This is a genomic window from Roseicella frigidaeris (assembly GCF_003258945.1).
Classification (GTDB): domain Bacteria; phylum Pseudomonadota; class Alphaproteobacteria; order Acetobacterales; family Acetobacteraceae; genus Paracraurococcus; species Paracraurococcus frigidaeris.
In genome coordinates this window covers 1-23,256 of sequence record NZ_QLIX01000032.1, presented here as the reverse complement: position 1 = coordinate 23,256, position 23,256 = coordinate 1, and the positions used below count along the sequence as shown (strand labels likewise).

The window sequence follows — 23,256 nt, the reverse complement described above, 5'->3', positions numbered from 1 at the left end:
GGCGGAGATCTGGGCGCAGCCGCGCCGGCAGGCCGTAACCCCGGCGTTCGGGGGGCCAGGATGCGGCGCGCGGCACAGGCCTGGCTTGGGGTGGCGGTTCACCGCCTTACCCGCGTTTCGCCGGGCCGCCAGGTCGGGTCCGCCCCGTTCGGGGCCATCCGGCTCGCCCTCTCCGCTCCTGCGGGACCTGTCGCGCCATGACCCACGGCAGCCCTGGATCTTGCGGGACTGCCCCCGGTGCCAGCGTGACCGACGCCGCTTCGCCCGCCTGATTGCGGGCGTCGCGCCTGGCGCGTGGGCACGAACCTGGGGCGTCCCGGGGGACCGCTGCCTGCCGCACCCGGCGCGCCGGTCTCCCCCTGGCCGCCCCGCCGAGAGAGGACGGGACGCCGGCGCATGGGAACACCTGCATGACGCGAGTCAGCATGACGGGTGTCGGCGCTGCGCAGTCGTCCTCGATCGGGCCACGCCACCCCGATCCGCCGTGCCGCGCCTCCGCGCCGGCCGGCGCGGAGCCACCGCTTCAATGACCAAGCGCATGCTGATCGACGCATCCCACGCGGAAGAGACCCGCGTGGTGGTGCTGGACGGCAACCGGCTCGAGGAATTCGACCTCGAGGCCGCCACCAAGCGGCCCCTCAAGGGCAATATCTACCTGGCCAAGGTGGTCCGGGTGGAGCCCAGCCTGCAGGCCGCCTTCGTCGAGTATGGCGGCAACCGCCATGGCTTCCTCGCCTTCAGCGAGATCCATCCCGACTACTACCAGATCCCCGTCGCCGACCGGCAGCGCCTGCTCGAGATGCAGGCCGCCGAGGCGCGCGAGGAGGAGGAGGACGAGGACGCGGCCCCGGAATCCGCCATGGACCGGGCCGAGGGCGAGCGGGAGCGGACCGAGGAGCCCGAGGCGGAGGACGCGCCGCTCACCCTCGAGGCCGGGCATGAGGAGGCCCAGGAGGCGCCGGCGCCGGCCGCGACCGATGCGAGCCTGGAGAGCGCCGAGCTGGCCGCGGTCGGCCCCGACGCGCCAGCGATGACGCCGGCGCCGGAGGCGGCCACGGCGGCGGAGCCGGCGGCCCCCGGCACCGAGGCAGGAGCGCAGGAGGCCCCGCCGGCCGAGGCCGCGGCGCCGGCGGCCCCCGCCGAGGCGGCCGAGCCCCCGGCCGAGATCCCGCCGGAGGTGGCCGCGGCGATGCCGCAGGCCCGCGGCCTCGGCGAGCAGCCCGAGCTCAGCGCGCCGCTGCGCAACGGCCATGACCACCAGGCCCGCCGCCGCCACGCCGGCGAGGAGGCCGAGGAGGAGGAGGCGCCGCCGCCCGAGACGATCGGCGGCGAGGGCACCGAGGATGTCTCGCGCGAGCGCCGCATCCCGCCCCGCTTCCTCCGCCACTACAAGATCCAGGAGGTGATCCGCCGCCGGCAGATCATGCTGGTGCAGGTGGTGAAGGAGGAGCGCGGCACCAAGGGCGCGGCGCTCACCACCTACATCTCGCTCGCCGGCCGCTTCTCCGTGCTGATGCCGAACAGTCCGCGCGGCGGCGGCGTCTCGCGCAAGATCACCTCGGCCACCGACCGCAAGCGCCTGCGCGAGGTGATCGACGAGCTCGGCCTGCCGCAGGGGATGAGCCTGATCGTGCGCACCGCCGGGGCGCAGCGGCCGAAGCCCGAGATCCGGCGCGACTGCGAGTACCTGCTCCGCCTCTGGGACAGCATCCGCGAGCGCACGCTGCAATCCACCGCGCCGGCACTGATCTACGAGGAAGCCGACCTCATCAAGCGCAGCATCCGCGACGTCTTCTCGCGCGACGTCGAGGAGGTGCTGGTGGATGGCGAGGACGCCTTCCGCGAGGCGCGCGAGTTCATGCGCATGCTGATGCCGCAGCAGACGCGCAAGATCCAGCTCTTCCGCGACGGCGGCCTCTTCGCCCGGCACCAGGTCGAGCAGCAGCTCGACGCCATGCATTCGCCGACCGTGCAGCTCCGCTCCGGCGGCTACATCGTCATCAACCAGACCGAGGCGCTGGTCGCCATCGACGTGAACTCCGGCCGCTCGACGCGCGAGCGGCACATCGAGGACACGGCGCTGCGGACCAACCTGGAGGCGGCGGACGAGATCGCCCGCCAGCTTCGCCTGCGCGACCTCGCCGGCCTCATCGTCATCGACTTCATCGACATGGAGTCGAGCAAGCATGACGGCATGGTGGAGCGCCGGCTGAAGGAGGCGCTGCGCCACGACCGCGCCCGCATCCAGGTCGGGCGCATCAGCCATTTCGGCCTGCTCGAGATGTCGCGCCAGCGGCTGCGGCCGAGCCTGACGGAGACCACCTTCGTCGCCTGCCCGCATTGCCAGGGCCGCGGCCAGGTCCGCTCCATCGAGAGCAGCGCGCTGCAGGTGCTGCGCGCCATCGAGGAGGAGGGCGCCAAGCGCCGCGCCGCGGAGATCGCGGTGCATGTCCATTCGAGTTGCGCGCTCTACCTGCTGAACCGCAAGCGCGACAAGCTGGCGCAGATCGAGGCGCGCTTCGGCATGTCCGTGGTGTTCGAGCCGGACGACACGCTGCTGCCGCCCGCGCTCCGCATCGAGCGGCTGCGCGCCGCCGATCCGGGCCGCCAGATCGAGGCGCCGCCGGCGGCGCTGCGCATGGATTACGCGCCGGAGCCCGAGCCGGAGGAGGCCGAGGAGACCGAGGCGGAGGAGACCGAGGCCGCCGAGGAGGAGGGCGAGGCCCAGGCCGCGGCGGAGGGCGAGAGCGAGGGCGAGGGCGACAACCGCCGCCGTCGTCGCCGCCGGCGCCGGCGCAACGGCACGCGGCCCGACGAGGCCACGCAGGAGGCCGGCGGCGAGCGGGAGGGCGAGGAGGCCGAGGAGACGGAGGCCGAGCCCGAATTCGAGTCGCCCGCCGCAACCGAGGCGCCGGCCGGGGCCGAGATGTCGGCCGACGCCGTCGAGGCAGGAAGCGAGCCCGGCGGCGAGGCCGAGGGCGAGCAGGGCCAGCGGCGCCGCAGCCGCCGCCGCCGCAGCCGTGGCGCGCCGGAGGGCCGCGCCTCGGCCAGCGAGGCGCCCGCCCGTCCGCCGCAGCCGGCGGCCTCCCGCTACACCGGGCCGACCCCGGCCGATCCCTTCGCCGGCCATGTCGACGACATCCTGGCGGCCATGGAGGCGGCCGAGGCCGCGGCCGAGGCCGCCGCGGCCGCCAGCCGCCGGGCGCGGGCCAGCGCCGCCGCGGCGCCGGCCGCCGGGGAAGCGGAGCCGGCCGCGCCCGATGCTCAGGCCGGGACGGCGCCGCCCGAGGTCGAGGCCATCACCGCCGCGCCGGAGGCCGGCCTGACCGAGGCGGCGATGCTGCTGCCGGCCGAGACGGCCGATACGGTCGAGGCCCCCGTGCCGGCCCCGGAGGCCCCGGCCCCCGAGGTCGCGGCCTCCGATGCCGAAGCCACCGCCCCCGCGGCCGCCGCGCCCGAGGCGGCAACGGCGCCAGAGCCGGCGCCGCAGCCGGAACCGGCGCCGGAGGCAGCGCCGGAGCCCGAGGTGGTGCAGGGCCAGAGCATTCAGCCGGTCAGCATCGACACGCTCGACGATGCGGCGCCCCGGCGTCGCGGCTGGTGGAAGCGGTAGCGGGACGACCGGGCCGGCGGGGCCACCCCCGCCGCGTCCGCACCCGGTCGCCCGGGGCGCCGCAGCGGAGCCGGTGACGCCTGCGACCGCGTGGTGATCAATCGGGCGGTGGTCAGGCGCGGCGGCGGAATTGCCTGCGCCCGGCCTTCGTCAGGCCGGGCGCCCGAGGGGGCACCGCCGGTCGCGCCTGACAGGGCGACGCGGCGAGGCCGGGGCTGACGGAGCGAGCCGCCCGGCGCCAAAGGGAACCGAACCTTCGGGGGCCGTTGCCGGGCGACCGGCAACGGCCATGCGCATCAGGCCCGCGCGGCGACGGCCGGCGTCTCGGTCAGCTGCTGCAGGTCGCGCAGCGTCGAGCGCAGCAGGTCCAGCTCCTCCTCGGATAGCGGGCCGTCGCGCTCGCCGCCGGCCCGGCGCACCACCGTCGCCAGCTTCAGCACCGCCTCGGCCATCGTGGCGGCGCGGGCATCGGCCAGCGCCTCGAGGGTGCGGGTCTCGGCTTCCAGCAGCAGGTCCAGCAGGTCCTCATCCCCGGTTTCCGCCGATTCGACCTGGATCAGCCGGGCGGACAAGGCCGGGATATCGGCGGCAGGCGGGATCGGGAGCGGCCGGAAGGGAATCACCTGGGACATGAATGCAACTCCGATGGAAGGCTGGAGGGGTCTGGAAATCAGGGGCTCTTCAGGCCGGCGCCGTTCTGCACCGGCAGGACGCAGACCGGCGGGCATTGCTTCACCTGGCCGCCCCGCGCCTCGAAGGCAGCGATGAGGGCGGCGACCTCGGCCTCGCCCGGCTTCGGCAGGTCCTGACAGCGCGCCTTATGGGCGAGAATGGCGGCAAGGGTGGTCCGGCGGGCTTGCGCGGCGGAGGCAGCCGGGGACAACGGGCGATGGGCACTGCTCATCTACGTTCCTCACGAATGCGCGATCCGTAGATTGCATACGAAAACGTGAAGTTCCTTACAAGCGCTATTCTCGAGATTTCGCGATTATTCGCCAGTCAAAGTTGCACCCATCCCGCAGGGCATGGGCGCGGCAGGCCCGGCCCATCATCCCCCGCGTCCCGGCGCCGCCTCACCCGCCCGCCGGGCCATGCAGGGCGCGCGAATCCGCTGGCGCCTGCTCCCGCCGCTCGGCCATGCCGTAATCCCGCAGCACCGCCGCGACGCGCAGCCGGTAGCCGGCGAAGACCCCGGCCCGCCCGGCCGCCTGCGCCTCGCGGTGGGCGAGATGCGTCCGCCAGCCGGCCACCGCCGCCTCGTCCTCCCAGAAGGAGAGGCTCAGCAGCTTCCGCGGGTCGCTGAGGCTGCGGAAGCGCTCCACCGAGAGGAAGCCCGGCATCGCCTCCAGCGCCGGCCGCAGCCGCGCCGCATGGTCGAGATAGGCCTCCATCCGGCCCTCCGCCGGCTCCACCTCGAAGATCACCGCGATCATGGTCCGCACCCCTCTCCCTCGCCGCGCCAGCCTGCCATGGCGCGGCCCCGCCCGTCCTTTCGCCCCGCCCCGAAGCGCCGCCGCCGCGACCGGGCTAGGCTGCCCGCCATGACCAGCCCCGCCGCCTTCGCCGCCACCGCCGCCCTGCTCGCCGAACCGCCGCGCGCCGCCATGCTGCAGGCGCTGCTCTCCGGCGAGGCGCTCACCGCGGGCGAGCTCGCCCGGGTCGCCGGCATCGGCGCGCCGGCGGCCAGCACGCATCTGGCAAGGCTCGTCGAGGGCGGGCTGGTGGCGGTGCATCCGCAGGGTCGGCACCGCTATCACCGCCTCGCCTCGGAGGAGGTGGCGGCGGCGATCGAGACGCTGGGCGGCCTCGCCGCCGCGGTCGCGCCCCCGCGCCGCTGGCCGCATGGCGAGGGCTTCCGCGCCGCCCGGCTCTGCTACGACCATCTCGCCGGGCGGCTCGGCGTCGCCTTGCAGGCCGGGCTGACGGCCCGCGGCTGGCTCGCCCCGGCCCCCGGCGGCTGGGCCGCGACGGCGGCGGGCGAGGCCGGGCTCGCGGCCCTCGGCGTCGATCTGCCGGCGGCCCGCACCGCCCGCCGCTTCGCCTGCGACTGCATGGACTGGTCGGAACGCCGGCCGCACCTCGCCGGCGGGCTGGGGCGCGAGCTCGCCGCCTGCTGCCTGCGCCGGCATTGGGTGACCCGCCTGCCCGGCACGCGCGAGGGCGACCCGCTGGCCCGCCGCCGGCTCGGCGTCACGCCCGAAGGGGCGCGGCGGCTGCACGAGGCGCTCGGGGTGGCGGCCTGATGCCGGGCGAGACCAGCCTGGCAGGCCCCGCGACCGGCCTCTCCCCCGCCACCAAGCTGCTCGTCGCCCTGGCGCTGATGACCGGTGCCAGCCAGTTCCACCGCGCCGCCCTCGGCGTGGTCGGGCCGGAGCTGACCGAGGCGCTCGGGGCCGGCGCCGGCCTGCTGGGGGCGGCGAATGGCGCCTTCTTCCTCGCCCTGCTGCTGCTGCAGGTGCCGGTCGGGCTGGCGCTCGACCGCATCGGGCCGCGCCGCAGCGTCGCCTGGCTGGCGGCGCCGGCGGCGCTCGGGGCGCTCGGCCAGGCGCTGGCGCCGGAGGCCGGCTGGTTCCTCGCCGCCCGCTTCCTGCTCGGGCTCGGCTGCGCCGCCTCCTTCATGGCCTCGGTCGTGCTCTGCGCCCGCTGGCATGCCGGGGTGGGGCTGACCACCGCCCTCGCCCGGGTCTTCGCCCTCAGCCAGGGCGGCGTGCTGCTGGCCGGGGCGCCCTTCGCGGCGCTGGCCGGGGCGATCGGCTGGCGCGGCGCCTATGCGCTCTCGGGCCTCGTCACCCTCGGCCTCGCCCTGCTCTGGTGGGCCTGGGTGCGCGACGACCCGCCGGACCGGCCGGCGCCGCACCGCCCGGCCGAGACGCTCGGCCAAGCGCTGCGCGGCCAGCTCACCGTCTGGCGCACGCCCGGGCTGCTGCCGGTGCTGGCGATGCACGCCGTCGGCTATGCCGCCATGGCGACGGTGCTGGCGGTCTGGGCCGGGCCCTGGCTGGCCGAGGCCTATGGGCTGGCGCCGGGGCCGCGCGGGGCGGTGCTGCTGGCCATGGGGCTCGCCATGGTCGTCGGGCTGCTCGGCATCGGGCCTCTGGAGCGGCGGCTGAACACGCGGAAATGGCTGGTCGCCGGCATGGCGGGCGGGGCGGTGCTGGTGCTGCTGGCGCTTGCGGCCATCGCCGCCCTGCGGCCGCTGCCGCCCCTGCCGGCGGCGATCGCCCTGCTGGTCGGGCTCTGCCTGCTCTCCTGCTACCCGGTGGTGGTGGTGGCGCATGGCCGCTCGCTCTTCCCCGACCATCTGGTCGGGCGCGGCGCCACCACGGTGAACCTGGCGCAGACGCTCGGCTCGGCGGCGCTGCCGGCGCTGACCGGCTGGGCGGTGGCCCTGGCGCCGCCCGGGGCCGCCTGGCCGATCGCCTTCGGGGTGCTGGCGGGGGCGCTGGCCCTCGGCCTCGCCGGCTACCTCACCGGCCGGGATGCGCCGCCGCGGCCGTGAGGGTCAGGCGCCCTCCGGGCCCGGCCGCCCCAGCCAGGCGGCCAGCCGGCGCGGCGCCTCGGCCATGTCGGCTTCCGGCCCGCAATAGCTGAAGCGCAGGAAGCGGTGGCCGCGCTCGCGATCGAAATCGACGCCGGGGGTGGCGGCGATGCCGGCCTCGGCCAGCATGCGCTGGCAGAAGGCGACCGAGTCGTTGGTCAGGTGCCCGACATCGGCCCAGAGATAGAAGGCGCCATCGGCCGGGGAGAGCCGGTCGAAGCCGGCCCGCGGCAGCGCCTGCAGCAGCCCGGCCCGGGCGCGGCGGTAGCGGGCGATGTTCGCCTCCAGCTCCTCGCCGCAGTCGAAGGCCGCCTCGGCCGCCACCTGCGCCACATGCGGCGCCGAGATGAACAGGTTCTGCGCCAGGCACTCCACCGGCCGCACCAGGTCCTCGGGCAGCACCAGCCAGCCGATCCGCCAGCCGGTCATGGAGAAGTATTTCGAGAAGCTGTTGACCACGATGGCGCTGGCCGAGACGGCGGCCGCCGTCGTCTCCGGCACCGTGCCATAGGTCAGGCCGTGATAGATCTCGTCGGAGACGAGGCGGATGCCGGCCCGCTCGCACCAGGCGGCGATGGCGGCGAACTCGGCCGGCGGCAGCATGGTGCCGGCCGGGTTGCAGGGGCTGGCGAGGATGAGGCCGGCCGGCCGGGGGTCCAGCGCCTCCAGCATGGCGACCGTCGGCTGCCAGCGCGTCTCCGGCCCGCAGGGCAGCAGCAGCGGCCGCATGCCGAGCGCGGTCAGGATGTTCGCATAGGGCGGGTAGAAGGGCGCGGCCATAGCCACCGCGTCGCCCGGGTCGAAGGCGGCGAGGAAGGCGAGCGGGAAGGCGCCCGAGGCGCCGACCGTCACCGCCACCCGCGCCTCCGGCACCGCGGCGCCGTAGCGCTCGGCATAGTGCCGGGCGATGCGGGCGCGCAGGCTGGGCCGCCCGAAGGCCTCGGTATAGCCCATGGGCGCCCCGGCCGAGAGGGCGCGGATCGCCGCCTCGGCGGCGCCGCGCGGCGCGCCGGTGCCGGGCTGGCCGACCTCCATGCGCAGGATGCCGGGCGCGCCCGGCGGCAGCGCCGCGGCGCGGCGGTTGGCGGCGCTGATCACGTCCATCACCAGGAAGGGCGGCGCCTCCGCCCCCCGGCCCACCTTGAGCGGCATGGCGCCCTTCTACTCGTCCACCGCGCCGAGCGCGACGCCGAAGCCGCGCGGGTCGCTCGCCGCCAGGCAGCGATCCGGCCGCCCGGGCAGGTAGTTCGGGCAGGAGGCGAGCTGGGTGCGGGCCGTGCCCGGCGCCCCGGCCTCGATCGCCGCCTCCGGCGACAGGCTGCGGAAGAGCTGCAGCGCCGCCGGCCCGGCCACGCCGATCGCCGCCGCCTCCTGCCCCGAGGCCGCGGCGGCGAGGCGGAAGGCCTTGTAATTCGGGTTGTAGGCGATGGCGGCCGCGAGCAGCGGCGGCTGCACGGCGCCGAGGCCTGGGGCGGCGGCGAGCAGGAAGCCCATCCCCGGCGCCATCCGGCCGGTGCCGAAGAGGTTGTTCAGGGTGAAGGCGCAGGAGACCGCGTTGCCCTGCCGGTCGAAGGCGACCAGGCCGGCCGAGGCCGGCAGGGGCCCGGGCCGGGCGGGCGGCAGGCTGACCGCGGTGACGAAGCTGCGCGGATCGCCCCCCTGGCCGCGATAGGCGGCCACCGCGGCGAGGCCGCGCTCCGCCCCGGCCCCGATCTCGGCGCCGCCGCGCAGCGCCTCGAAGGCGGCGGCTGCCGCCAGCCCGCCATCGGCCGGCGGCGGCAGGAAGGCGATGCGGTCGCCGCCGCGGCTGGCGAGATCGATCGGCGGCGCCAGGCTCGGCAGCGCGGCGCGCAGCTCGTCGAGGGTGAGGCTGCCGCCGGCCTGGGCCGAGACCTCCTCCAGCCGCCGCGCCAGCGTGCCCTGATGCAGGTCGCCGACGCCGGCGAGGCGAAGCTGGCCGAGGGTTCCCGCCAGCTCCGGCTGCACCATGGTCTCGCCCGCCTGCTTCGGGCCGCCGCCCGGCCGGCCGAAGACCGCGGCGGCGCCGGGATCGGCCAGCAGCGGGCCGGCGACCGCGGCGAGATCGGCGGCGAAGCCGCGGCTGACCTCGGTGCCGAAGCGGGCGCGCTGCTCGGCCGGCGCCATCAGCTCCTCGAAGGGCCGGCCGGGCTTGCGGGTGTGCAGCGCGAAGAGGCCGCGGGCGAGGAGCGGCACCGCCGCCGGACGGTCGGCGCCGGCCGGCGCGCCCTGGCGCGGGCCGGGCAGGAAGAGCACCGCCTCGGTCGCGCCCTTCGCCGGGTCGAAGACCAGGCAGGCGCCGCCGCCGCCGATGCCGACGCGGGACGGCAGGGTCACGCTCATCACGAAGCCGGCGGCGACGGCGGCATCCACCGCGGTGCCGCCGGCCGAGAGCACCTGCCGCCCGGCCAGGGCCGCCGCGGGGTCCTCCGTGGCGATGCCGCCGAGGAAGCCGCGCACGAAGCCGGGCTGGCCCTCGCCCGGCCCGCCCGGGCCGAAGGGGTTCAGCCCCGACAGGGTCTGGCAGCCCGGCAGGGCCAGGGCGCAGAGCCCGAGCAGCGTGGCGCGCAGGCGGCGTGCCGCCCGCGGCACGGGGGCTTCGGTGCCCGGCCGGTGGATGGCCCGGGCCCTCGTCTCGGCGCTGCTGGTCATGCTGGCGTCCCTGGTCCCCTCTCACGCGCCGCTGCGGCGATCCCGCGTCACGCGTCCCGCCGCCCGCCCCCGGCCGGCAGGTGCCCCCGAGTGCCCGTCGCCCAGGCGCCGGCGGCCAGGCCCGAGCCGGGCCGCCGCGCCGGCGCCGGGCGCGCGGATGCAGGCGCGGCCCATAAACGCCTTCGCCACCACCGGCAACCGCATGATCGCCCGGAACCCGCCCTTCCGACAGGGCGGCCCTGGCCGGGCCAGGGCGGGAAAGCAGGAATTGCCTCGGCCGGCAAAGCGCGACACCCTGGCCGGGCGCGGGGCGGGCAGCACGCGCCATGCACCGGAGACGACCGCGATGACGCGCCTATCCCGGCTGAGCCTGGCAACCGGCCTCCTCCTGACCCTGGCGGCCCATGCGGCGCCGACGCGCGCGCAGACGGCGGGGGCGGGCTTCACCCCGGCGCAGCGGCAGGAGATCGTCGCCCTGCTGCGCGAGGCGCTGAAGCAGGATCCGAGCATCCTCCGCGACGCGCTGGTGGCGCTCGAGCAGGCGGAGAACCAGGAGCGCGCGGGCGCCCAGCGCGCCGCCATCGCCGAGCACGCGGCGGCGCTGTTCCGCGATGCCGAGGACCCGGTGAAGGGCAACCCGCAGGGCGCGGTGACGCTGGTCGAGTTCTTCGATGCCCGCTGCGGCTACTGCAAGCAGATGCAGCCGGCGATGGACGCGCTGCTGCAGCGGCAGAAGGATGTGCGGCTGGTGCTGAAGGACCTGCCGATCCTCGGCCCGAACAGCCTGCTGGCGAGCCGCGCCCTGCTGGCGGCGCAGCGCCAGGGCCGCTACGCGGCGCTGCACGAGGCGCTGCTCCGGCTGCGCGAGGAGCCGACCGAGCCGGTGCTGCAGCGCGAGGCGGAGAAGGCCGGGCTGGACTGGGCGCGGCTGCGGCGCGACATGGACGACCCCGCGATCGCCCGCCGGCTGGAGGCGAACACCCGCCTCGCCGGCGCGCTGAAGATCCAGGGCACGCCGGCCCTGGTGATCGGCGGCACGCTGGTCCCCGGCGCCGTGGACCTGGCGACGCTCGAGAAGCTGGTCGGCGAGGCGCGGCGCCAGGGCGGCTGAGCCGGGCCGGTCGCCGGCATACGGGGCGGGAGGCAGCCGCATGCCGCATGTCCTCTGCGCCACCTGCGGCACCCAGTTCGCCGCCGGCGCGGCGCCGCCCGCGCAATGCCCGATCTGCGAGGACGAGCGGCAATTCGTGCCGGCGCAGGGGCAGCGCTGGACCACGCTCGAGGCGCTGCGCGGCGGCCATGCGAATGGCTGGCGGCAGCTCGAGCCGGGGCTGCTCGCCATCCGCAGCCAGCCGGCCTTCGGCATCGACCAGCGGGCGCTGCTGGTGCGGACGCCGGCGGGCAACCTGCTCTGGGACTGCATCGCGCTGCTCGATGCGGCGACCATCGAGATCATCGGCGCGCTCGGCGGCCTCGCCGGCATCGCCATCAGCCATCCGCACTACTACACGACCATGGTGGAGTGGGGCCACGCCTTCGGCGCGCCGGTCTGGCTGCATGCCGCCGACCGCGCGCATGTCGCGCGGCCCGACCCCTGTCTGCGCTTCTGGGAGGGCGAGACGGCGGCGGTGCTGCCCGAGGTGACGCTGCACCGGCTCGGCGGGCATTTCGCCGGCGGCACCGTCGCGCATTGGCGGGGCGGCGCCGGCGGCAGGGGCGCGCTGCTCTCGGGCGACATCCTGCAGGTCCTGCCCGACCGCCGGCATCTCGGCTTCATGCGCAGCTATCCCTGCCTGATCCCGCTGCCGCCGGCCGAGGTCGAGCGCATGGCGGCGCAGTGCCTGGGCCTGCCATGGGAGGCGATCTACGGCGCCTTCCACGAGCGGGAGATCACGGTGGGGGGCAAGGCGGCCCTGGCGCGCAGCGCCGCGCGCTATCGCGCCTGGGTGGAGCGGATGGTCGCGCCCTGACCGGTCTCCCGCCACGGCACGGGCATCGAGGCCCCGCCGACGGGACCAGGCCGCGCGACTTCACCGCCGCGGCATCTGGCGCCCGTCCCGCGTTTCCGGTGGCGCCGCCGGATTGCCCCTGCTTCCGCCGCGTATAGACTGCCCGAGGGAGACAAGGGATGCATGAAGAGGCAGTCACGCTGCTGCAGCGGCTCGTGTCCTTCGACACGACGAGCCGCAACAGCAACCTGCCCCTCATCCGATGGGTGGAAGCCTGGCTCGCGGCGCGCGGCGTCGAAAGCCGCGTGATGCTCGACGGCACGGGGGAGAAGGCGAATCTCCACGCGGTGGTCGGGCCCCGCCTGGCGGGCGGCGTCGCGCTCTCGGCGCATGTCGATTGCGTGCCGGTGGAGGGGCAGGACTGGCGTGCCGATCCCTTCGTGCTGCGGCGCGAGGCGGGCCGGCTGATCGGCCGCGGCACCGCCGACATGAAGGGCTTCGCCGCCTGCGCGATCGCCATGATGCCGCGCTTCGCCGCCCTGCCGCTGCGGCGCCCGGTGCATCTCTGCCTGACGCATGACGAGGAGACGACCGCGGCCGGGGCGCGGGCGCTGGTGCCGCGACTCGGCGAGGACATGCCGCCGCCCGCCACCTGCATCGTCGGCGAGCCGACCGGCATGGCGCCGGTCATCGCGCAGAAGGGCTATGCGAGCTGGGACGTGACGGTGACCGGGCTCTCCGGCCATTCCTCGCGCACCACCGAGACGGCGAACGCCCTGCAGGCGGCGGCGGAAGGCGTCGCCTGGCTGAGCGGCCGCGCCCGCGAATTCGCCGCCACCGGCCACCGCGCCGAGGGCTTCGAGCCGCCCTGGACGACGGTGCATGTCGGCCTCTTCCAGGCCGGCACCGGCCTCAACATCGTGCCCGACCAGGCCCACTTCGCCTTCGAGGTGCGCAGCGTGCCGGGCGACGATCCCGCCCTAGTGCTGGAGGGGCTGCGCCGCTTCCTCGAGGAGCAGGTGCTGCCGCCGCTGCGCGCGGTCGCGCCGGCCGCCGGCGTCACGATCGCGCCACGCTCGCTGCTGCCCGCCTTCGACCTGCCGGAGGATTCGCCCCTCGCCCTCGAGGTGCAGCGGCTGACCGGCCGCAACAGCGTCGCGCGCGTCAGCTACGGCACCGAGGCCGGCTTTTTCCACGAGGCCGGCATCGCCACCCTCGTCTGCGGCCCCGGGCACATCGCCCAGGCGCACCAGCCGGAGGAATGGGTGGCGGAGGAGCAGATCGCCGCCTGCCTCGATGTCCTCGACCGCCTCGGCGGCACGCTGGTGGCCGGATGAACGAGGAGCGGGAGCCCCTCTCCCCCGCGCTGGCGGCACTGCTGCAGGCCGGCCCGCTGCCCCTGCGGCCGCGGCTCGAGGTGCGGCTCACGCTGCCCGACCTGCAGCCCTGGCGCGGCGGCAACGCGCTGCCCGGCGTCTGGAGCTTCGCCGCCGAGGCCCCGGGCCCGCATGTCGCCGTGCTGGCCGCCACCCATGGCAACGAGATCGGCGGCGCCGTGATGCTCGACCGCTGGCTGCGCAGCGGGCTGCGGCCGCGGCGCGGCCGGCTCTCGCTCATCCTCGGCAACCTCGAGGCCCTCGCCCGCTTCGACGCCGAGGACCCGACGGCGAGCCGCTTCATCGACGAGGACCTCAACCGGCTCTGGGACGAGGAGACGCTGGCCGGCGGCCGGCGCTCGAACGAGCTGCGGCGCGCCCGCGCCCTGCGGCCGCTGCTGGACACGGTCGACCTGCTGCTCGACCTGCATTCCATGCTCTGGCCGTCCGACCCGCTCTTCCTGACCGGCACGCCGCCGCGGGCGGCGCAGCTGGCGCACAGCCTTGGCCTGCCGGCGCTGGTGGTGGCCGACGAAGGGCACGATGCCGGGCCGCGCATCATCGACTATGCCCGCTTCTCCGATCCGGCGGGCGGCTGCACCGCCCTGCTGCTGGAGGCGGGCTCGCATTGGGAGCGGGAGACCGTCGCCACCATGGAGGCCGTCGCGGCGCGGCTGCTGCGCCTGACCGGCCTCGTGGCGGCGGAGGCGCCGCTGCCGCATCCGCCGCCCGCCGCGCCGCCGCCGCGCATCGCCCGGGTGACGCGGACCGTGACCGCCCGCAGCCCGGGCTTCGCCTTCCTGCAGCCCTATCGCGGCGGCCATGTGGTGGCGAAGCGCAACACCCTCATCGCCCTCGACGGCGAGGAGGAGATCCGCACGCCGCATGACGACTGCCTGCTGGTGATGCCGAGCCTGCGCGTCATGCCCGGCCAGACGGCGGTGCGCCTGGCGCGCTTCCTCGCCGCCCCGCCGGTCGAGGCGCCGCCCGCCGCCGGCGCCCCCGATGCGTGACCGCGCCGCGGCCCGGCCGCGGCCGCCCTGGACGCCGGGTGCGGGTCACCCTTCCGGCGCCGGCTCGCCCTCCCGCGCCGCGCCGAAGCGGGCGAGCAGCGCCAGGCACTCCGCCGCCGCCGCCTCGACGGCGGCGCCGTCCGTGCCCTTCGCCACCAGCGCCACGCCGCCGCCCTTGCCGCGGTAATAGGGGTAGCTGCCGAGATCGAGCGCCGGATGCCGCGCCTGGATGGCGGCGAGGCCCTCGGCGATCTGGCCCTCATAGACGTAGTCCGCATGCACCGTGTGCGAGCGGATGGGCTGGCCGCCCGCGAGCTGCGGCGCCAGCGCCTCGAACATCGACCGCATGATGCGGGGCACGCCCGCCATCACATGCACGTTCTCCATCGAGAAGCCGGGGGCGGTGGTCTCGCTGCAGCGGATCGGCACGGCGCCGCGCGGCAGCGTCGCCATGCGCAGCCGGGCGGCGTTGAACTCCACCGGCGGGTCGCGCCGCGCATAGTCGGCGGCCATGATGGCGCGCGTCTCCGCATGCACCTCCCAGGGCACGCCGAAGGCCTTGGCGACGCATTCGCTGGTGATGTCGTCATGCGTCGGGCCGATGCCGCCGGTGGTGAAGACATGCGTGAAGCGCGCCCGGCATTCGTTCACCGTGGCGATGATGGTGTCCTCGACATCGGGGATGACGCGCGCCTCGCGCAGCGGGATGCCGATCTCGCCGAGGCGGGTCGCCAGGAATTGCAGGTTGGCGTCGCGGGTGCGGCCGGAGAGCACCTCGTTGCCGATGATCAGCAGGCAGGCGGTGGGATTGGCGGTCATGGGGGTTCCTGGACGTCTCGGGGCGCGGCGCGGCCGCCGCGGGGCGGGCCCTTGCCGGGCGCCGATACTACGCCCGCACGGGCCGGGCGGCGCGGGCATTCCTCACAGGAAGTCCCGCAGCATGGCGACCAGCGGCTTGTCGGCGGGCGGCATGGCATAGCCGCCGAGCTTCTGCGGCCGCACCCAGGCGAGCGCCTGGCCCTCCACCGGCCGCACCTCGCCCTGCCAGCGCCGGCATAGATAGAGCGGCATCAGCAGGTGGAAGGCCTCGTAGCCATGCGAGGCGAAGGTGAAGGGGCCGAGGCAGGCCTCGGCGACGTCGATGTCGAGCTCCTCCTTCAGCTCGCGGATCAGCGCCTGCTCCGGCGTCTCGCCCGGCTGGACCTTGCCGCCGGGGAACTCCCACAGCCCGGCCAGCGGCTTGCCCTCCGGCCGGCGCGCAAGCAGGACGCGGCCATCGGCGTCGATCAGGGCGACGGCGGCGACCAGCAGCACCGGCTTCGCGCCGGAGGGTGCCGTAGGGGGCATGGCGAGGGGTGCGGCGGCGGGTGCGGGCGGCGGCGCGGCCAGGGGCGGCGCGACCGGGGGCGGCGCGGCAGGCATCGCGGGAGGGTCCGCCGCCTCCCCTGCCGGCCGGCCCTCGAACAGCAGCACCGGCATGGGGCCGCCGCGCGAGAGGAAGGTCTGCACCCCCTCGCCCGCCGGCGCCAGGCCCAGCCGGCGCAGCACGGCCTGGGAGCGCTGGTTGTCCTTCAGCGCGCTGGCGCGGATGGTGGCGATGCCGAGCTCGGCTCGTGCCCAGGCGCAGAGCCGGGTCACCGCCTCCCGTGCCACGCCATGCCCCCAGAAGCGGCGGCCGACCCAATAGCCCAGTTCGGCCGCGCGGCCATCCCGCGAGCGGCTCAGCCCGACGCAGCCGATCAGGTGCTCCGCCCCGTTCTCCTCGCCGATGATCGCCAAGTGCCAGGCTTGCCGGGCGGCGATCTGCGCCCAGGTGGATTCGATCCAGGTCTCGGCCAGCTCCCGCGGATAGGGGAAGGGCACGCGGGCCAGGGTCTTGGCCACCTCCCAGTCATTGACCAGCCGGTGCAGCGCCGGCGCATCCTCGAGCCGCAGGGGGCGGAGGGTCAGCCGCTCGGTCCGGAGTGGCGGGAAGTCGGGGAACGGCACGGTCACGGGATGGAGGCGCTCGCAGCGGGGGGGGGAAGCCAGGAATGGCCAGCCGCCCGCGCCTGTCAACGGAGCCCGATGCGATGCAGGCCTGGCCGAGGCCCAGGCCCCACCCCCTACGACCGGTACGACCCGTTGATGTCGATGTACCCATGCGTCAGGTCGCAGGTCCAAACCCTGGCCCGCCCCTCGCCGAGGCCGATATCGACGGTGATCTCGACCTCCCGCCCCTTCATGTGCGCGACCACCGGCGTCTCGTCATAGCCCGGCACCACGCCGCCCTCGCGCGCCATCCAGGTGCCGCCGACCGCGACGCTCAGCCGGTCGCGGTCCGCCGGCTCGCCGGCCTTGCCGACCGCCATGACGATGCGGCCCCAATTGGCGTCCTCGCCGGCGATCGCCGTCTTGACCAGCGGCGAGTTGGCGATCGCCATGGCGATGCGATGCGCCGAGGCGTCGCTCACCGCCCCGGTGACGGTGATCTCGATCAGCTTCTGCGCCCCCTCGCCGTCGCGGGCGACCATCAGGGCGAGGTCCATCAGCACCGCATCCAGCGCCCGGGCGACATCGGCGAGGATCTCGCCGCCCTCGGCCGGCACCGCCGGGTGCCGCGCCTGGCCGGTGGCGAAGAGCAGCAGCGTGTCGCTGGTCGAGGTGTCGGAATCGACGGTGACGCAGTTGAAACTCCGCGCCGTGCCGGCGGCCAGCAGCGCCTGCAGCGCCGGCGCCGGGATCGCCGCATCGGTGGCGACGAAGCTCAGCATCGTCGCCATGTCGGGCGCGATCATGCCGCTGCCCTTGGCGATGCCGGCGATCGTCACCGCCGTCTCGCCGATCCGGGCGGTGCGGACCGCCGCCTTGGGGAAGGTGTCGGTGGTCATGATGCCGCGCGCCGCCTCGGGCCAGCGATCCGGCGCCAGGCCGGCATGCAGCGCCGGCAGGGCGGCGGTGAGCTTCGCATGCGGCAGGGTCTCGCCGATGACACCGGTGGAGGCGAGGAAGACCTCCTCCGCCCGGCAGCCGACCAGCGCCGCCGCCGCCTCGGCGGTGGCCCGGGTCGCCTCGCGCCCGGCGCGGCCGGTGAAGACATTGGCGTTGCCGGCATTGACCACCAGCGCCCGCGCCGTGCCGCCCGGCAGCACCGCCCGGCACCACTCGACCGGCGCGCCGGGGCACTTGTTCTGGGTGAAGACGCCCGCGACGGTGGTGCCGGGGGCGAATTCCAGCATCGTCAGGTCGGCCCGCCCCTTGTAGCGGATGCCGGCCTCGATCGTGCCGAGGCGAAGCCCGGCGATGGCCGGCAGCGCCGGCAGGGGCAGGGCGAGGGGGGAGACGGGCAGATCGGTGCCGGCCATGGCGGGCTCCTCGAGGCTAGAGCGTGACCGCCTGAGGTGGACTCACCGAAGGCGTGACTCACGCGACACAACACCACGCCAGACCATGGTCCGTGAACCTAAGTGAGCGGATCATGGCCTGGCGACGCTGGATCCAATCCGGGGGCGGCGGGTCGCCGCCCCGCCGGGCCTCAGCGCCGTTGCGGCGCCGGCTTGGCACCGCCCGAGGCGGGCGGCGCCGCCTGGTCGAGCAGCGAGCCGCCGGCCCCCGGCGCCGCCTGGCCCGGGATCTCGACCTTGGCATTCGCCCGCACCCGCTGCACCACCGCATCCACCTGCTGCTGCAGCATCTGCTGGCGAAGCTGCTGCCGGCTCTCCTCGAAGCTCGGCATCGGCGCCGTGCGGCGCTCCTCGACCTTGATGACGTGCCAGCCGAAGGGGCTCTTCACCGGCGCGGCGCTGACCTCGCCGGGCTTCATGGCGAAGGCGGCCTCGGCGAATTCGGGCACCATGTCCGCGCGCTTGAAGAAGCCGAGATCGCCGCCGTCGCGCGAGCCGGGATCGGTCGAAAGCCGCTGCGCCACCGCGGCGAAATCCTCGCCGCCCTTCACCGCGGCGAGCGCCGCCTTCGCGTCGCTCTCGGTCTTGAGGAGGATGTGGCGCGCATGCACCTCCTCCTCGCCCTGGTGCTTGCCGCTCTCCTGCTCGTAGCGGGCGCGGAGGGCGCTGTCGGTGACGCTCGCCGCCACCTCGCGGGCGAGGAAGCTCTGCTGCAGCTCCTGGTCGGAGGCGCGCTGCATGCGCCGCCGCACCTCCGCCTCCTTGTCGAGCCCGGCGGCGCGGGCCGCATCGGTCAGGGCGCGCTCGGTGACGGTGCGCTCGATGAGCTGCCGCCGCGCCTCGGGCGGGATCATCTGCAGCAGGGTGGCGGGCGGGGTCTCCCGCATCTCGGCCGGCAGCACGTCCTGCGCCGTCGCCAGCACGTCGGACAGGCGGACATCCCGGCCATCGACCCGGGCGACCACGGGGTCGGCGGCCGGGTCGGAAGTGGCCGCGGCGCCCGCCGCCGCGGGCGGCTTCCCCTGGGCTTGCCCTGGGGCCTGCCCCTGGGGAGCCTGGGCCTGCGCCGGCGCAGCGAAGGGCGCCAGCAGCAGCGTGGCCGCCAGCAGGGGGGAATGGAGACGCATACGGAACGGCACCCTTCGAACGGCGCGGGACAATGGCCGAAGCCTCCCCCGCCCGCAACAGCCGAGATCGCCGCCAGCGTTGACCTGGACGCCGCGCTTGCCTATCTGTCGCATCGCGCCGGGGTCGCGCAGCACCCCCGCCCGGTAGGGCCCGGGGCCCCATTCGGCACCCCGCCCCCTTCCGTTACCGCCCCGTCTCGCCTGCGGCGCCGGCAGGACCGCGGCACGCGCGGGGGCCGGCGCCATCCCGGAGTAGCAAGGCCCGCATGTTCGGACGCATCGCCCGCGCCATTTTCGGCACCGCCAACGACCGGGCCCTGAAGGGGCTGCAGGGCCGCGTGCCGGAGATCAACGCGCTGGAGCCGACCCTCGCCGCCCTGTCGGACGAGGCGTTGCAGGCCCGCACCGCCGAGTTCCGCGACCGCCTGGCCAAGGGCGCCACCCTCGACGACCTGCTGCCGGACGCCTTCGCCACGGTGCGCGAGGCGGCGAAGCGCGTCCTCGGCCTGCGGCATTTCGACGTGCAGATGGTCGGCGGCATGGTCCTGCACGCCGGCAAGATCGCCGAGATGAAGACCGGCGAGGGCAAGACCCTGGTGGCGACGCTGCCGGTCTACCTCAACGCCCTCACCGGCCGCGGCGTGCACGTGGTCACGGTGAACGACTACCTGGCGCGGCGCGACGCCGAGTGGATGGGGCGCATCTACCGCTTCCTCGGCCTCTCCACCGGCATCATCGTGCACGGCCTGACGGACGAGGAACGCCGCGCCGCCTATGCCGCGGACGTCACCTACGGCACCAACAACGAGTTCGGCTTCGACTACCTCCGCGACAACATGAAGTACCGGCTGGAGGAGATGGTCCAGCGGGACTTCAACTTCGCCATCGTCGACGAGGTGGACAGCATCCTCATCGACGAGGCGCGCACGCCGCTGATCATCAGCGGCCCGTCCGAGGACAGCTCCGACCTCTACCGCCGGGTGGACGAGGTGGTGAAGGTGCTGGTCGCCGACAAGGCGACCTACGACAAGGACGAGAAGCAGCGCACCGCCAACCTGACCGAGGAGGGCTCGGAGCGGGTGGAGGAGGCCCTGCGCCAGGCCGGGCTGCTCGAGGAAGGCAACCTCTACGACTTCCACAACGTCACGCTGGTCCACCACGTCAACCAGTCGCTGCGCGCGCATGTCCTCTTCGCCCGCGACGTGGACTACATCGTGCGCGACGACAAGGTGGTGATCATCGACGAGTTCACCGGCCGCATGATGGAGGGCCGGCGCTACTCGGACGGGCTGCACCAGGCGCTCGAGGCGAAGGAGCACGTCACCGTCCAGCCGGAGAACCAGACCCTCGCCTCCATCACCTTCCAGAACTACTTCCGCCTCTACCCGAAGCTCGCCGGCATGACCGGCACCGCCTCGACCGAGGCGGACGAGTTCGCCGAGATCTACAGGCTCGACGTGGTCGAGATCCCGACCAACGTGCCGGTCGCCCGCAAGGACGACGACGACGAGGTCTACCGCTCGGCGCGCGAGAAGTACGATTCGGTGATCACCCTGATCGAGGAGGCCCGCACCCGCGGCCAGCCGCTGCTGGTCGGCACCACCTCGATCGAGAAATCCGAGCTGATCTCGGAGCTGCTGAAGCAGCGCAAGATCCCGCACAACGTGCTGAACGCCCGCTACCACGAGCAGGAGGCGGAGATCATCGCCCAGGCCGGCGGCCCGGGCGCGGTGACCATCGCCACCAACATGGCCGGGCGCGGCACCGACATCAAGCTCGGCGGCAATGCCGAGGCGCTGGCGCGGCAGGAGACCGGCCAGTCCGACGGGCCGGACTACGAGGCGGCGCTCGCCCGCCACAAGGTCGCGGTCGAGGCGGCGCAGGAGCGGGTGAAGCAGGCCGGCGGCCTCTTCGTCATCGGCACCGAGCGGCATGAGAGCCGGCGCATCGACAACCAGCTGCGCGGCCGCTCCGGCCGCCAGGGCGACCCGGGCAACAGCCGCTTCTTCCTCTCGCTCGAGGACGACCTGATGCGCATCTTCGGCAGCGACCGCATGGGCGGGATGCTGCAGAAGCTCGGGCTGAAGGAGGGCGAGGCGATCGTCCATCCCTGGATCAACCGGGCGCTCGAGAAGGCGCAGAAGAAGGTCGAGGCGCGCAATTTCGACACGCGCAAGAACCTGCTGAAATACGACGACGTCATGAACGACCAGCGGCGCGAGGTCTACGCCCAGCGCAAGGCGTTCATGAAGTCCGAGGACGTCTCCGAGACCATCGCCGAGATGCGGCGCGAGAGCATCGCCGACATGGTCGACCGGGCGATCCCGGAGAATGCCTATCCCGAGCAATGGGACCTCGAGGGCCTGGCGCAGAAGGTGCGGGAGGGCCTCGGCCTCGACCTGCCGGTGCAGGACTGGGCCAAGGAGGAGGGCATCGACGAGACCCAGGTGCGCGAGCGCATCGAGACCGCGGCCGAGCGGCACTATGCCGCCAAGGTGGCGAATTTCGGCGCCGACCTGATGCGCATGGTCGAGAAGTCGCTGCTGCTGCAGATCTTCGACGCGGTCTGGAAGGAGCACCTGCTGGCGCTCGACCACCTGCGCCAGGGCATCGGGCTGCGCGCCTATGGCCAGCGCGACCCGCTGAACGAGTACAAGTCCGAGGCCTTCGGCCTGTTCAACGGCATGCTGGCCGAGCTGCGGGAGCGGGTGACGAGCGTGCTGCTGCGCATCGAGCTGCAACCCGACGCGCCGCCGCCGATGCCCGAGCCGGTGCGGGTGATGGACATGCGGCACCCCGAGCCGGCCATGGCCGAGCTCGAGATGGCCGGCGAGGGCGATCCCGGCTATGCGCCGGTGCCGATGGCCACCGGCGAGGCGCCGCGCCGCGCCGAGGCGGTCGATCCCGCCGATCCCACGACCTGGTCGCGCACCGCGCGCAACGCGCCCTGCCCCTGCGGCAGCGGGAAGAAGTACAAGCACTGCCACGGACGGGCCTGAGCGCCGGCGCCCGCGCGCGCCGCCCCGGCCGCGCGGCCGGGCCGCCGGCGGGCCGTGCCGTCCCCCCTGGCCCTGGCCTCGCCCCCGCGGCCCTGGCTGGCGATCCCCTCGCCCGCCTGCTCCACCGCGACGACCGGCTGCTGATCCTCGACAAGCCCGCCGGCCTCGCCGTGCATGCCGGCCCGCGCGGCGGCGCCTCGCTCGAGGACTGGCTGCCGGCGCTCGCCCTCGGCAAGCGCCGCCTGCCGCAGCCGGCGCACCGGCTCGATGCCGACACCGCCGGCTGCCTCGTGCTCGGCCGCACCAAGCCGGCCCTGGCCGCGCTCGGCGCCCTCTTCGCCGCCGGCCGGGCGGAGAAGACCTATTGGGCCGTGGTCCGCGGCGCCCCGCCGGCCGAGACGGGCGAGGTGGCGGCGCCGCTCCTCAAGCGCAGCACGGCGCGAGAGGGCTGGCGCATGGTGGTGGACCCGGCAGGCCAGCCGGCGCTCACCGCCTGGCGCCGCCTCGGCGGCACCGCGGACTGGAGCTGGCTGGAATTGCGGCCGCGCACCGGCCGCACCCACCAGCTCCGCGTGCATTGCGCGCATCTCGGCTGCCCGATCCTCGGCGATCCGCGCTACGGCCCGCCGGAGGATGCCGAGGGGCCGCTGCACCTGCTGGCCCGCGCCATCGCCCTGCCGCTGGCGCCGCCCGTCGCCGCCACCGCGCCGCCGCCGCCGCATATACGGGCGGCGCTCCGCGCCTGCGGCTGGGAGGAGGATGCATGATCCCGCGCCCTGCCCTGCTGCTGCCGGCGCTGCTCGCCGCCGCCCCCACCCCCGCCCTGGCGCAGCAGCCGCGCTGCGGCTTCGGCCTCGGGCTGGAGGCGATGCGGCAGGCCGATGGCCAGCTTCGCGCCGGCCAGGCCGCCGCGGGGCTGCTGCCCGCCCGCGCGGCGGCCGAGGCGGCCCGGACGGCCCTCGCCGAGGCGGCCGGCCGGCTGCAGGGCTGCGGCTGCGCCCGGGCCGCGGAGCTCACCGCCGAGGCGCTGCGCCTCGCCGAGCAGGCCGGCTTCGAATCGGCGCAGGACCGCCTGGCCCGGGTGCTGGATCGCGCCCGGCTCTCGCTCGGCCTCGCCCGCGACCGGCTCGGCCGCGAGGGCTGCGGCTGATCGGCCCCCCTTTTACTCGAAGCTCACCCAGGGCCGGGGCGGCGGCGCCGCGGCGTCGCGCTGCGCGGCGGCGATCGTGGCATCGAGCGCCGAGAGGAAGCGGGAGCGGTCGGCCGGCGTCAGCGGCGCCGGGCCGCCGGTCGGCAGGCCGCGCTCGCGCATCTCGCTCGACACGGCCCGGCCGGCCAGGGCGTTGCCGATATTGTCCGGCGTCCAGGCCCGCCCCTTGAAGCCGAGCGCCCGCGCCCCGCGCTCCAGGCAGCGGGCGGCGAGCGGGATGTCGGCGGTGACGCAGACATCGCCGCGGACGATCCGCTCGGCGATCCAGTCATCCGCTGGCTTTGCTACTGAATGTTGGCCCAGGCGTGCTGGCGAATTTTGGCCCACCTGCCGTCCCTCAACCTACGGTCTCCCGGGTGACCCGGGGGACCTGGAGTG

At 75.3% G+C, this 23,256-nt stretch carries 20 protein-coding genes; 10 read left to right on the top strand and 10 right to left on the bottom strand.

Annotated features, from left to right (window positions below; genetic code table 11):
- The first annotated feature begins 526 nt into the window (after positions 1-526).
- Complete coding sequence (locus DOO78_RS24030; protein WP_111472432.1) at positions 527-3,613, top strand: Rne/Rng family ribonuclease; 3,087 nt, start codon at positions 527-529, stop codon at positions 3,611-3,613.
- 296 nt (positions 3,614-3,909) lie between these two features.
- Here DOO78_RS24030 and DOO78_RS24025 read toward each other — a convergent pair whose 3' ends face one another.
- The 3 genes from DOO78_RS24025 to DOO78_RS24015 all read right to left on the bottom strand — a co-directional run bounded on the left by DOO78_RS24025 (position 3,910) and on the right by DOO78_RS24015 (position 5,046).
- Positions 3,910-4,245: a hypothetical protein gene (locus DOO78_RS24025; protein ID WP_111472431.1), complete on the bottom strand. Its 336-nt coding sequence runs from the start codon at positions 4,243-4,245 to the stop codon at positions 3,910-3,912.
- Positions 4,246-4,283: 38 nt separating this feature from the next.
- Positions 4,284-4,517: a hypothetical protein gene (locus DOO78_RS24020; RefSeq protein ID WP_128080143.1), complete on the bottom strand. Its 234-nt coding sequence runs from the start codon at positions 4,515-4,517 to the stop codon at positions 4,284-4,286.
- A gap of 169 nt (positions 4,518-4,686) precedes the next feature.
- A complete protein-coding gene (locus tag DOO78_RS24015) occupies positions 4,687-5,046 on the bottom strand; it encodes an antibiotic biosynthesis monooxygenase family protein (RefSeq protein ID WP_111472429.1) in 360 nt (119 codons plus the stop codon).
- 108 nt (positions 5,047-5,154) lie between these two features.
- On the opposite strand from DOO78_RS24015, the gene DOO78_RS24010 reads away from it, so the two are divergent.
- Together DOO78_RS24010 and DOO78_RS24005 are read left to right on the top strand one after the other, a co-directional pair.
- Positions 5,155-5,856 carry an ArsR/SmtB family transcription factor gene (locus DOO78_RS24010; RefSeq protein ID WP_111472428.1) on the top strand — a complete coding sequence of 234 codons (702 nt, stop codon included), beginning with the start codon at positions 5,155-5,157 and terminating at the stop codon, positions 5,854-5,856.
- A complete protein-coding gene (locus DOO78_RS24005) occupies positions 5,856-7,112 on the top strand; it encodes an MFS transporter (RefSeq protein WP_111472427.1) in 1,257 nt (418 codons plus the stop codon). The genes DOO78_RS24010 and DOO78_RS24005 overlap by 1 nt, the downstream gene beginning before the upstream one ends.
- A 3-nt stretch (positions 7,113-7,115) precedes the next feature.
- Here DOO78_RS24005 and DOO78_RS24000 read toward each other — a convergent pair whose 3' ends face one another.
- Both DOO78_RS24000 and DOO78_RS23995 read right to left on the bottom strand, forming a co-directional pair.
- Positions 7,116-8,303 carry a pyridoxal phosphate-dependent aminotransferase gene (locus DOO78_RS24000; protein ID WP_111472426.1) on the bottom strand — a complete coding sequence of 396 codons (1,188 nt, stop codon included), beginning with the start codon at positions 8,301-8,303 and terminating at the stop codon, positions 7,116-7,118.
- Positions 8,304-8,312: 9 nt separating this feature from the next.
- The gene (locus tag DOO78_RS23995; protein WP_111472425.1) at positions 8,313-9,821 is read right to left on the bottom strand and encodes a gamma-glutamyltransferase; all 1,509 of its coding nucleotides are present in this window, start codon (positions 9,819-9,821) and stop codon (positions 8,313-8,315) included.
- Positions 9,822-10,167: 346 nt separating this feature from the next.
- Between DOO78_RS23995 and DOO78_RS23990 the strand changes: the two genes are divergently transcribed.
- The 4 genes from DOO78_RS23990 to DOO78_RS23975 all read left to right on the top strand — a co-directional run bounded on the left by DOO78_RS23990 (position 10,168) and on the right by DOO78_RS23975 (position 14,159).
- Positions 10,168-10,932: a DsbA family protein gene (locus DOO78_RS23990; protein ID WP_111472424.1), complete on the top strand. Its 765-nt coding sequence runs from the start codon at positions 10,168-10,170 to the stop codon at positions 10,930-10,932.
- 40 nt (positions 10,933-10,972) lie between these two features.
- Complete coding sequence (locus tag DOO78_RS23985) at positions 10,973-11,791, top strand: MBL fold metallo-hydrolase (protein ID WP_111472423.1); 819 nt, start codon at positions 10,973-10,975, stop codon at positions 11,789-11,791.
- 158 nt (positions 11,792-11,949) lie between these two features.
- Positions 11,950-13,107 carry an acetylornithine deacetylase gene (argE, locus tag DOO78_RS23980; RefSeq protein WP_111472422.1) on the top strand — a complete coding sequence of 386 codons (1,158 nt, stop codon included), beginning with the start codon at positions 11,950-11,952 and terminating at the stop codon, positions 13,105-13,107.
- Complete coding sequence (locus tag DOO78_RS23975) at positions 13,104-14,159, top strand: M14 family metallopeptidase (protein WP_111472421.1); 1,056 nt, start codon at positions 13,104-13,106, stop codon at positions 14,157-14,159. Before argE ends, DOO78_RS23975 begins: the two co-directional genes overlap by 4 nt.
- Positions 14,160-14,204: 45 nt before the next feature.
- Here the strand turns inward: DOO78_RS23975 and DOO78_RS23970 are convergent, their stop codons facing one another.
- The 4 genes from DOO78_RS23970 to DOO78_RS23955 form a co-directional block, all read right to left on the bottom strand.
- Entirely contained in the window at positions 14,205-14,978 is a 774-nt protein-coding gene (locus tag DOO78_RS23970; protein WP_111472420.1) for a competence/damage-inducible protein A, read from the bottom strand.
- 102 nt (positions 14,979-15,080) lie between these two features.
- The gene (locus DOO78_RS23965) at positions 15,081-16,154 is read right to left on the bottom strand and encodes a bifunctional GNAT family N-acetyltransferase/(deoxy)nucleoside triphosphate pyrophosphohydrolase (RefSeq protein ID WP_111472419.1); all 1,074 of its coding nucleotides are present in this window, start codon (positions 16,152-16,154) and stop codon (positions 15,081-15,083) included.
- A gap of 110 nt (positions 16,155-16,264) precedes the next feature.
- Entirely contained in the window at positions 16,265-17,503 is a 1,239-nt protein-coding gene (gene argJ, locus DOO78_RS23960) for a bifunctional glutamate N-acetyltransferase/amino-acid acetyltransferase ArgJ (protein ID WP_111472418.1), read from the bottom strand.
- A gap of 170 nt (positions 17,504-17,673) precedes the next feature.
- A complete protein-coding gene (locus DOO78_RS23955; RefSeq protein WP_111472417.1) occupies positions 17,674-18,669 on the bottom strand; it encodes a peptidylprolyl isomerase in 996 nt (331 codons plus the stop codon).
- Positions 18,670-18,935: 266 nt separating this feature from the next.
- Between DOO78_RS23955 and secA the strand changes: the two genes are divergently transcribed.
- The 3 genes from secA to DOO78_RS23940 all read left to right on the top strand — a co-directional run bounded on the left by secA (position 18,936) and on the right by DOO78_RS23940 (position 22,818).
- Complete coding sequence (gene secA, locus DOO78_RS23950; RefSeq protein WP_111472416.1) at positions 18,936-21,668, top strand: preprotein translocase subunit SecA; 2,733 nt, start codon at positions 18,936-18,938, stop codon at positions 21,666-21,668.
- A 92-nt stretch (positions 21,669-21,760) separates the two neighbouring features.
- Positions 21,761-22,435, top strand: a complete 675-nt coding sequence (locus DOO78_RS23945; protein ID WP_408887584.1) for an RluA family pseudouridine synthase — start codon at positions 21,761-21,763, stop codon at positions 22,433-22,435.
- On the top strand, positions 22,432-22,818 hold the full coding sequence (locus DOO78_RS23940) for a hypothetical protein (RefSeq protein WP_111472415.1): 387 nt from the start codon (positions 22,432-22,434) through the stop codon (positions 22,816-22,818). Before DOO78_RS23945 ends, DOO78_RS23940 begins: the two co-directional genes overlap by 4 nt.
- Positions 22,819-22,830: 12 nt before the next feature.
- Here the strand turns inward: DOO78_RS23940 and DOO78_RS23935 are convergent, their stop codons facing one another.
- Positions 22,831-23,205, bottom strand: a complete 375-nt coding sequence (locus DOO78_RS23935) for a DUF188 domain-containing protein (RefSeq protein WP_111472414.1) — start codon at positions 23,203-23,205, stop codon at positions 22,831-22,833.
- Positions 23,206-23,256 lie beyond the last annotated feature (51 nt).

Excerpts from the sequence above, each read along its gene's own strand:
- argJ (WP_111472418.1), bottom strand. The coding sequence starts at position 17,503 with ATGGCCGGCACCGATCTGCCCGTCTCCCCCCTCGCCCTGCCCCTGCCG.
- DOO78_RS23970 (WP_111472420.1), bottom strand. The coding sequence starts at position 14,978 with ATGACCGCCAATCCCACCGCCTGCCTGCTGATCATCGGCAACGAGGTG.
- DOO78_RS24000 (WP_111472426.1), bottom strand. The coding sequence starts at position 8,303 with ATGCCGCTCAAGGTGGGCCGGGGGGCGGAGGCGCCGCCCTTCCTGGTG.
- DOO78_RS24015 (WP_111472429.1), bottom strand. The coding sequence starts at position 5,046 with ATGATCGCGGTGATCTTCGAGGTGGAGCCGGCGGAGGGCCGGATGGAG.
- DOO78_RS23975 (WP_111472421.1), top strand. The coding sequence starts at position 13,104 with ATGAACGAGGAGCGGGAGCCCCTCTCCCCCGCGCTGGCGGCACTGCTG.
- DOO78_RS23995 (WP_111472425.1), bottom strand. The coding sequence starts at position 9,821 with ATGACCAGCAGCGCCGAGACGAGGGCCCGGGCCATCCACCGGCCGGGC.
- argE (WP_111472422.1), top strand. The coding sequence starts at position 11,950 with ATGCATGAAGAGGCAGTCACGCTGCTGCAGCGGCTCGTGTCCTTCGAC.
- DOO78_RS24010 (WP_111472428.1), top strand. The coding sequence starts at position 5,155 with ATGACCAGCCCCGCCGCCTTCGCCGCCACCGCCGCCCTGCTCGCCGAA.
- DOO78_RS23940 (WP_111472415.1), top strand. The coding sequence starts at position 22,432 with ATGATCCCGCGCCCTGCCCTGCTGCTGCCGGCGCTGCTCGCCGCCGCC.
- DOO78_RS24020 (WP_128080143.1), bottom strand. The coding sequence starts at position 4,517 with ATGAGCAGTGCCCATCGCCCGTTGTCCCCGGCTGCCTCCGCCGCGCAA.
- DOO78_RS23990 (WP_111472424.1), top strand. The coding sequence starts at position 10,168 with ATGACGCGCCTATCCCGGCTGAGCCTGGCAACCGGCCTCCTCCTGACC.
- DOO78_RS24030 (WP_111472432.1), top strand. The coding sequence starts at position 527 with ATGACCAAGCGCATGCTGATCGACGCATCCCACGCGGAAGAGACCCGC.
- DOO78_RS23985 (WP_111472423.1), top strand. The coding sequence starts at position 10,973 with ATGCCGCATGTCCTCTGCGCCACCTGCGGCACCCAGTTCGCCGCCGGC.
- DOO78_RS23955 (WP_111472417.1), bottom strand. The coding sequence starts at position 18,669 with ATGCGTCTCCATTCCCCCCTGCTGGCGGCCACGCTGCTGCTGGCGCCC.
- DOO78_RS24025 (WP_111472431.1), bottom strand. The coding sequence starts at position 4,245 with ATGTCCCAGGTGATTCCCTTCCGGCCGCTCCCGATCCCGCCTGCCGCC.
- DOO78_RS24005 (WP_111472427.1), top strand. The coding sequence starts at position 5,856 with ATGCCGGGCGAGACCAGCCTGGCAGGCCCCGCGACCGGCCTCTCCCCC.
- secA (WP_111472416.1), top strand. The coding sequence starts at position 18,936 with ATGTTCGGACGCATCGCCCGCGCCATTTTCGGCACCGCCAACGACCGG.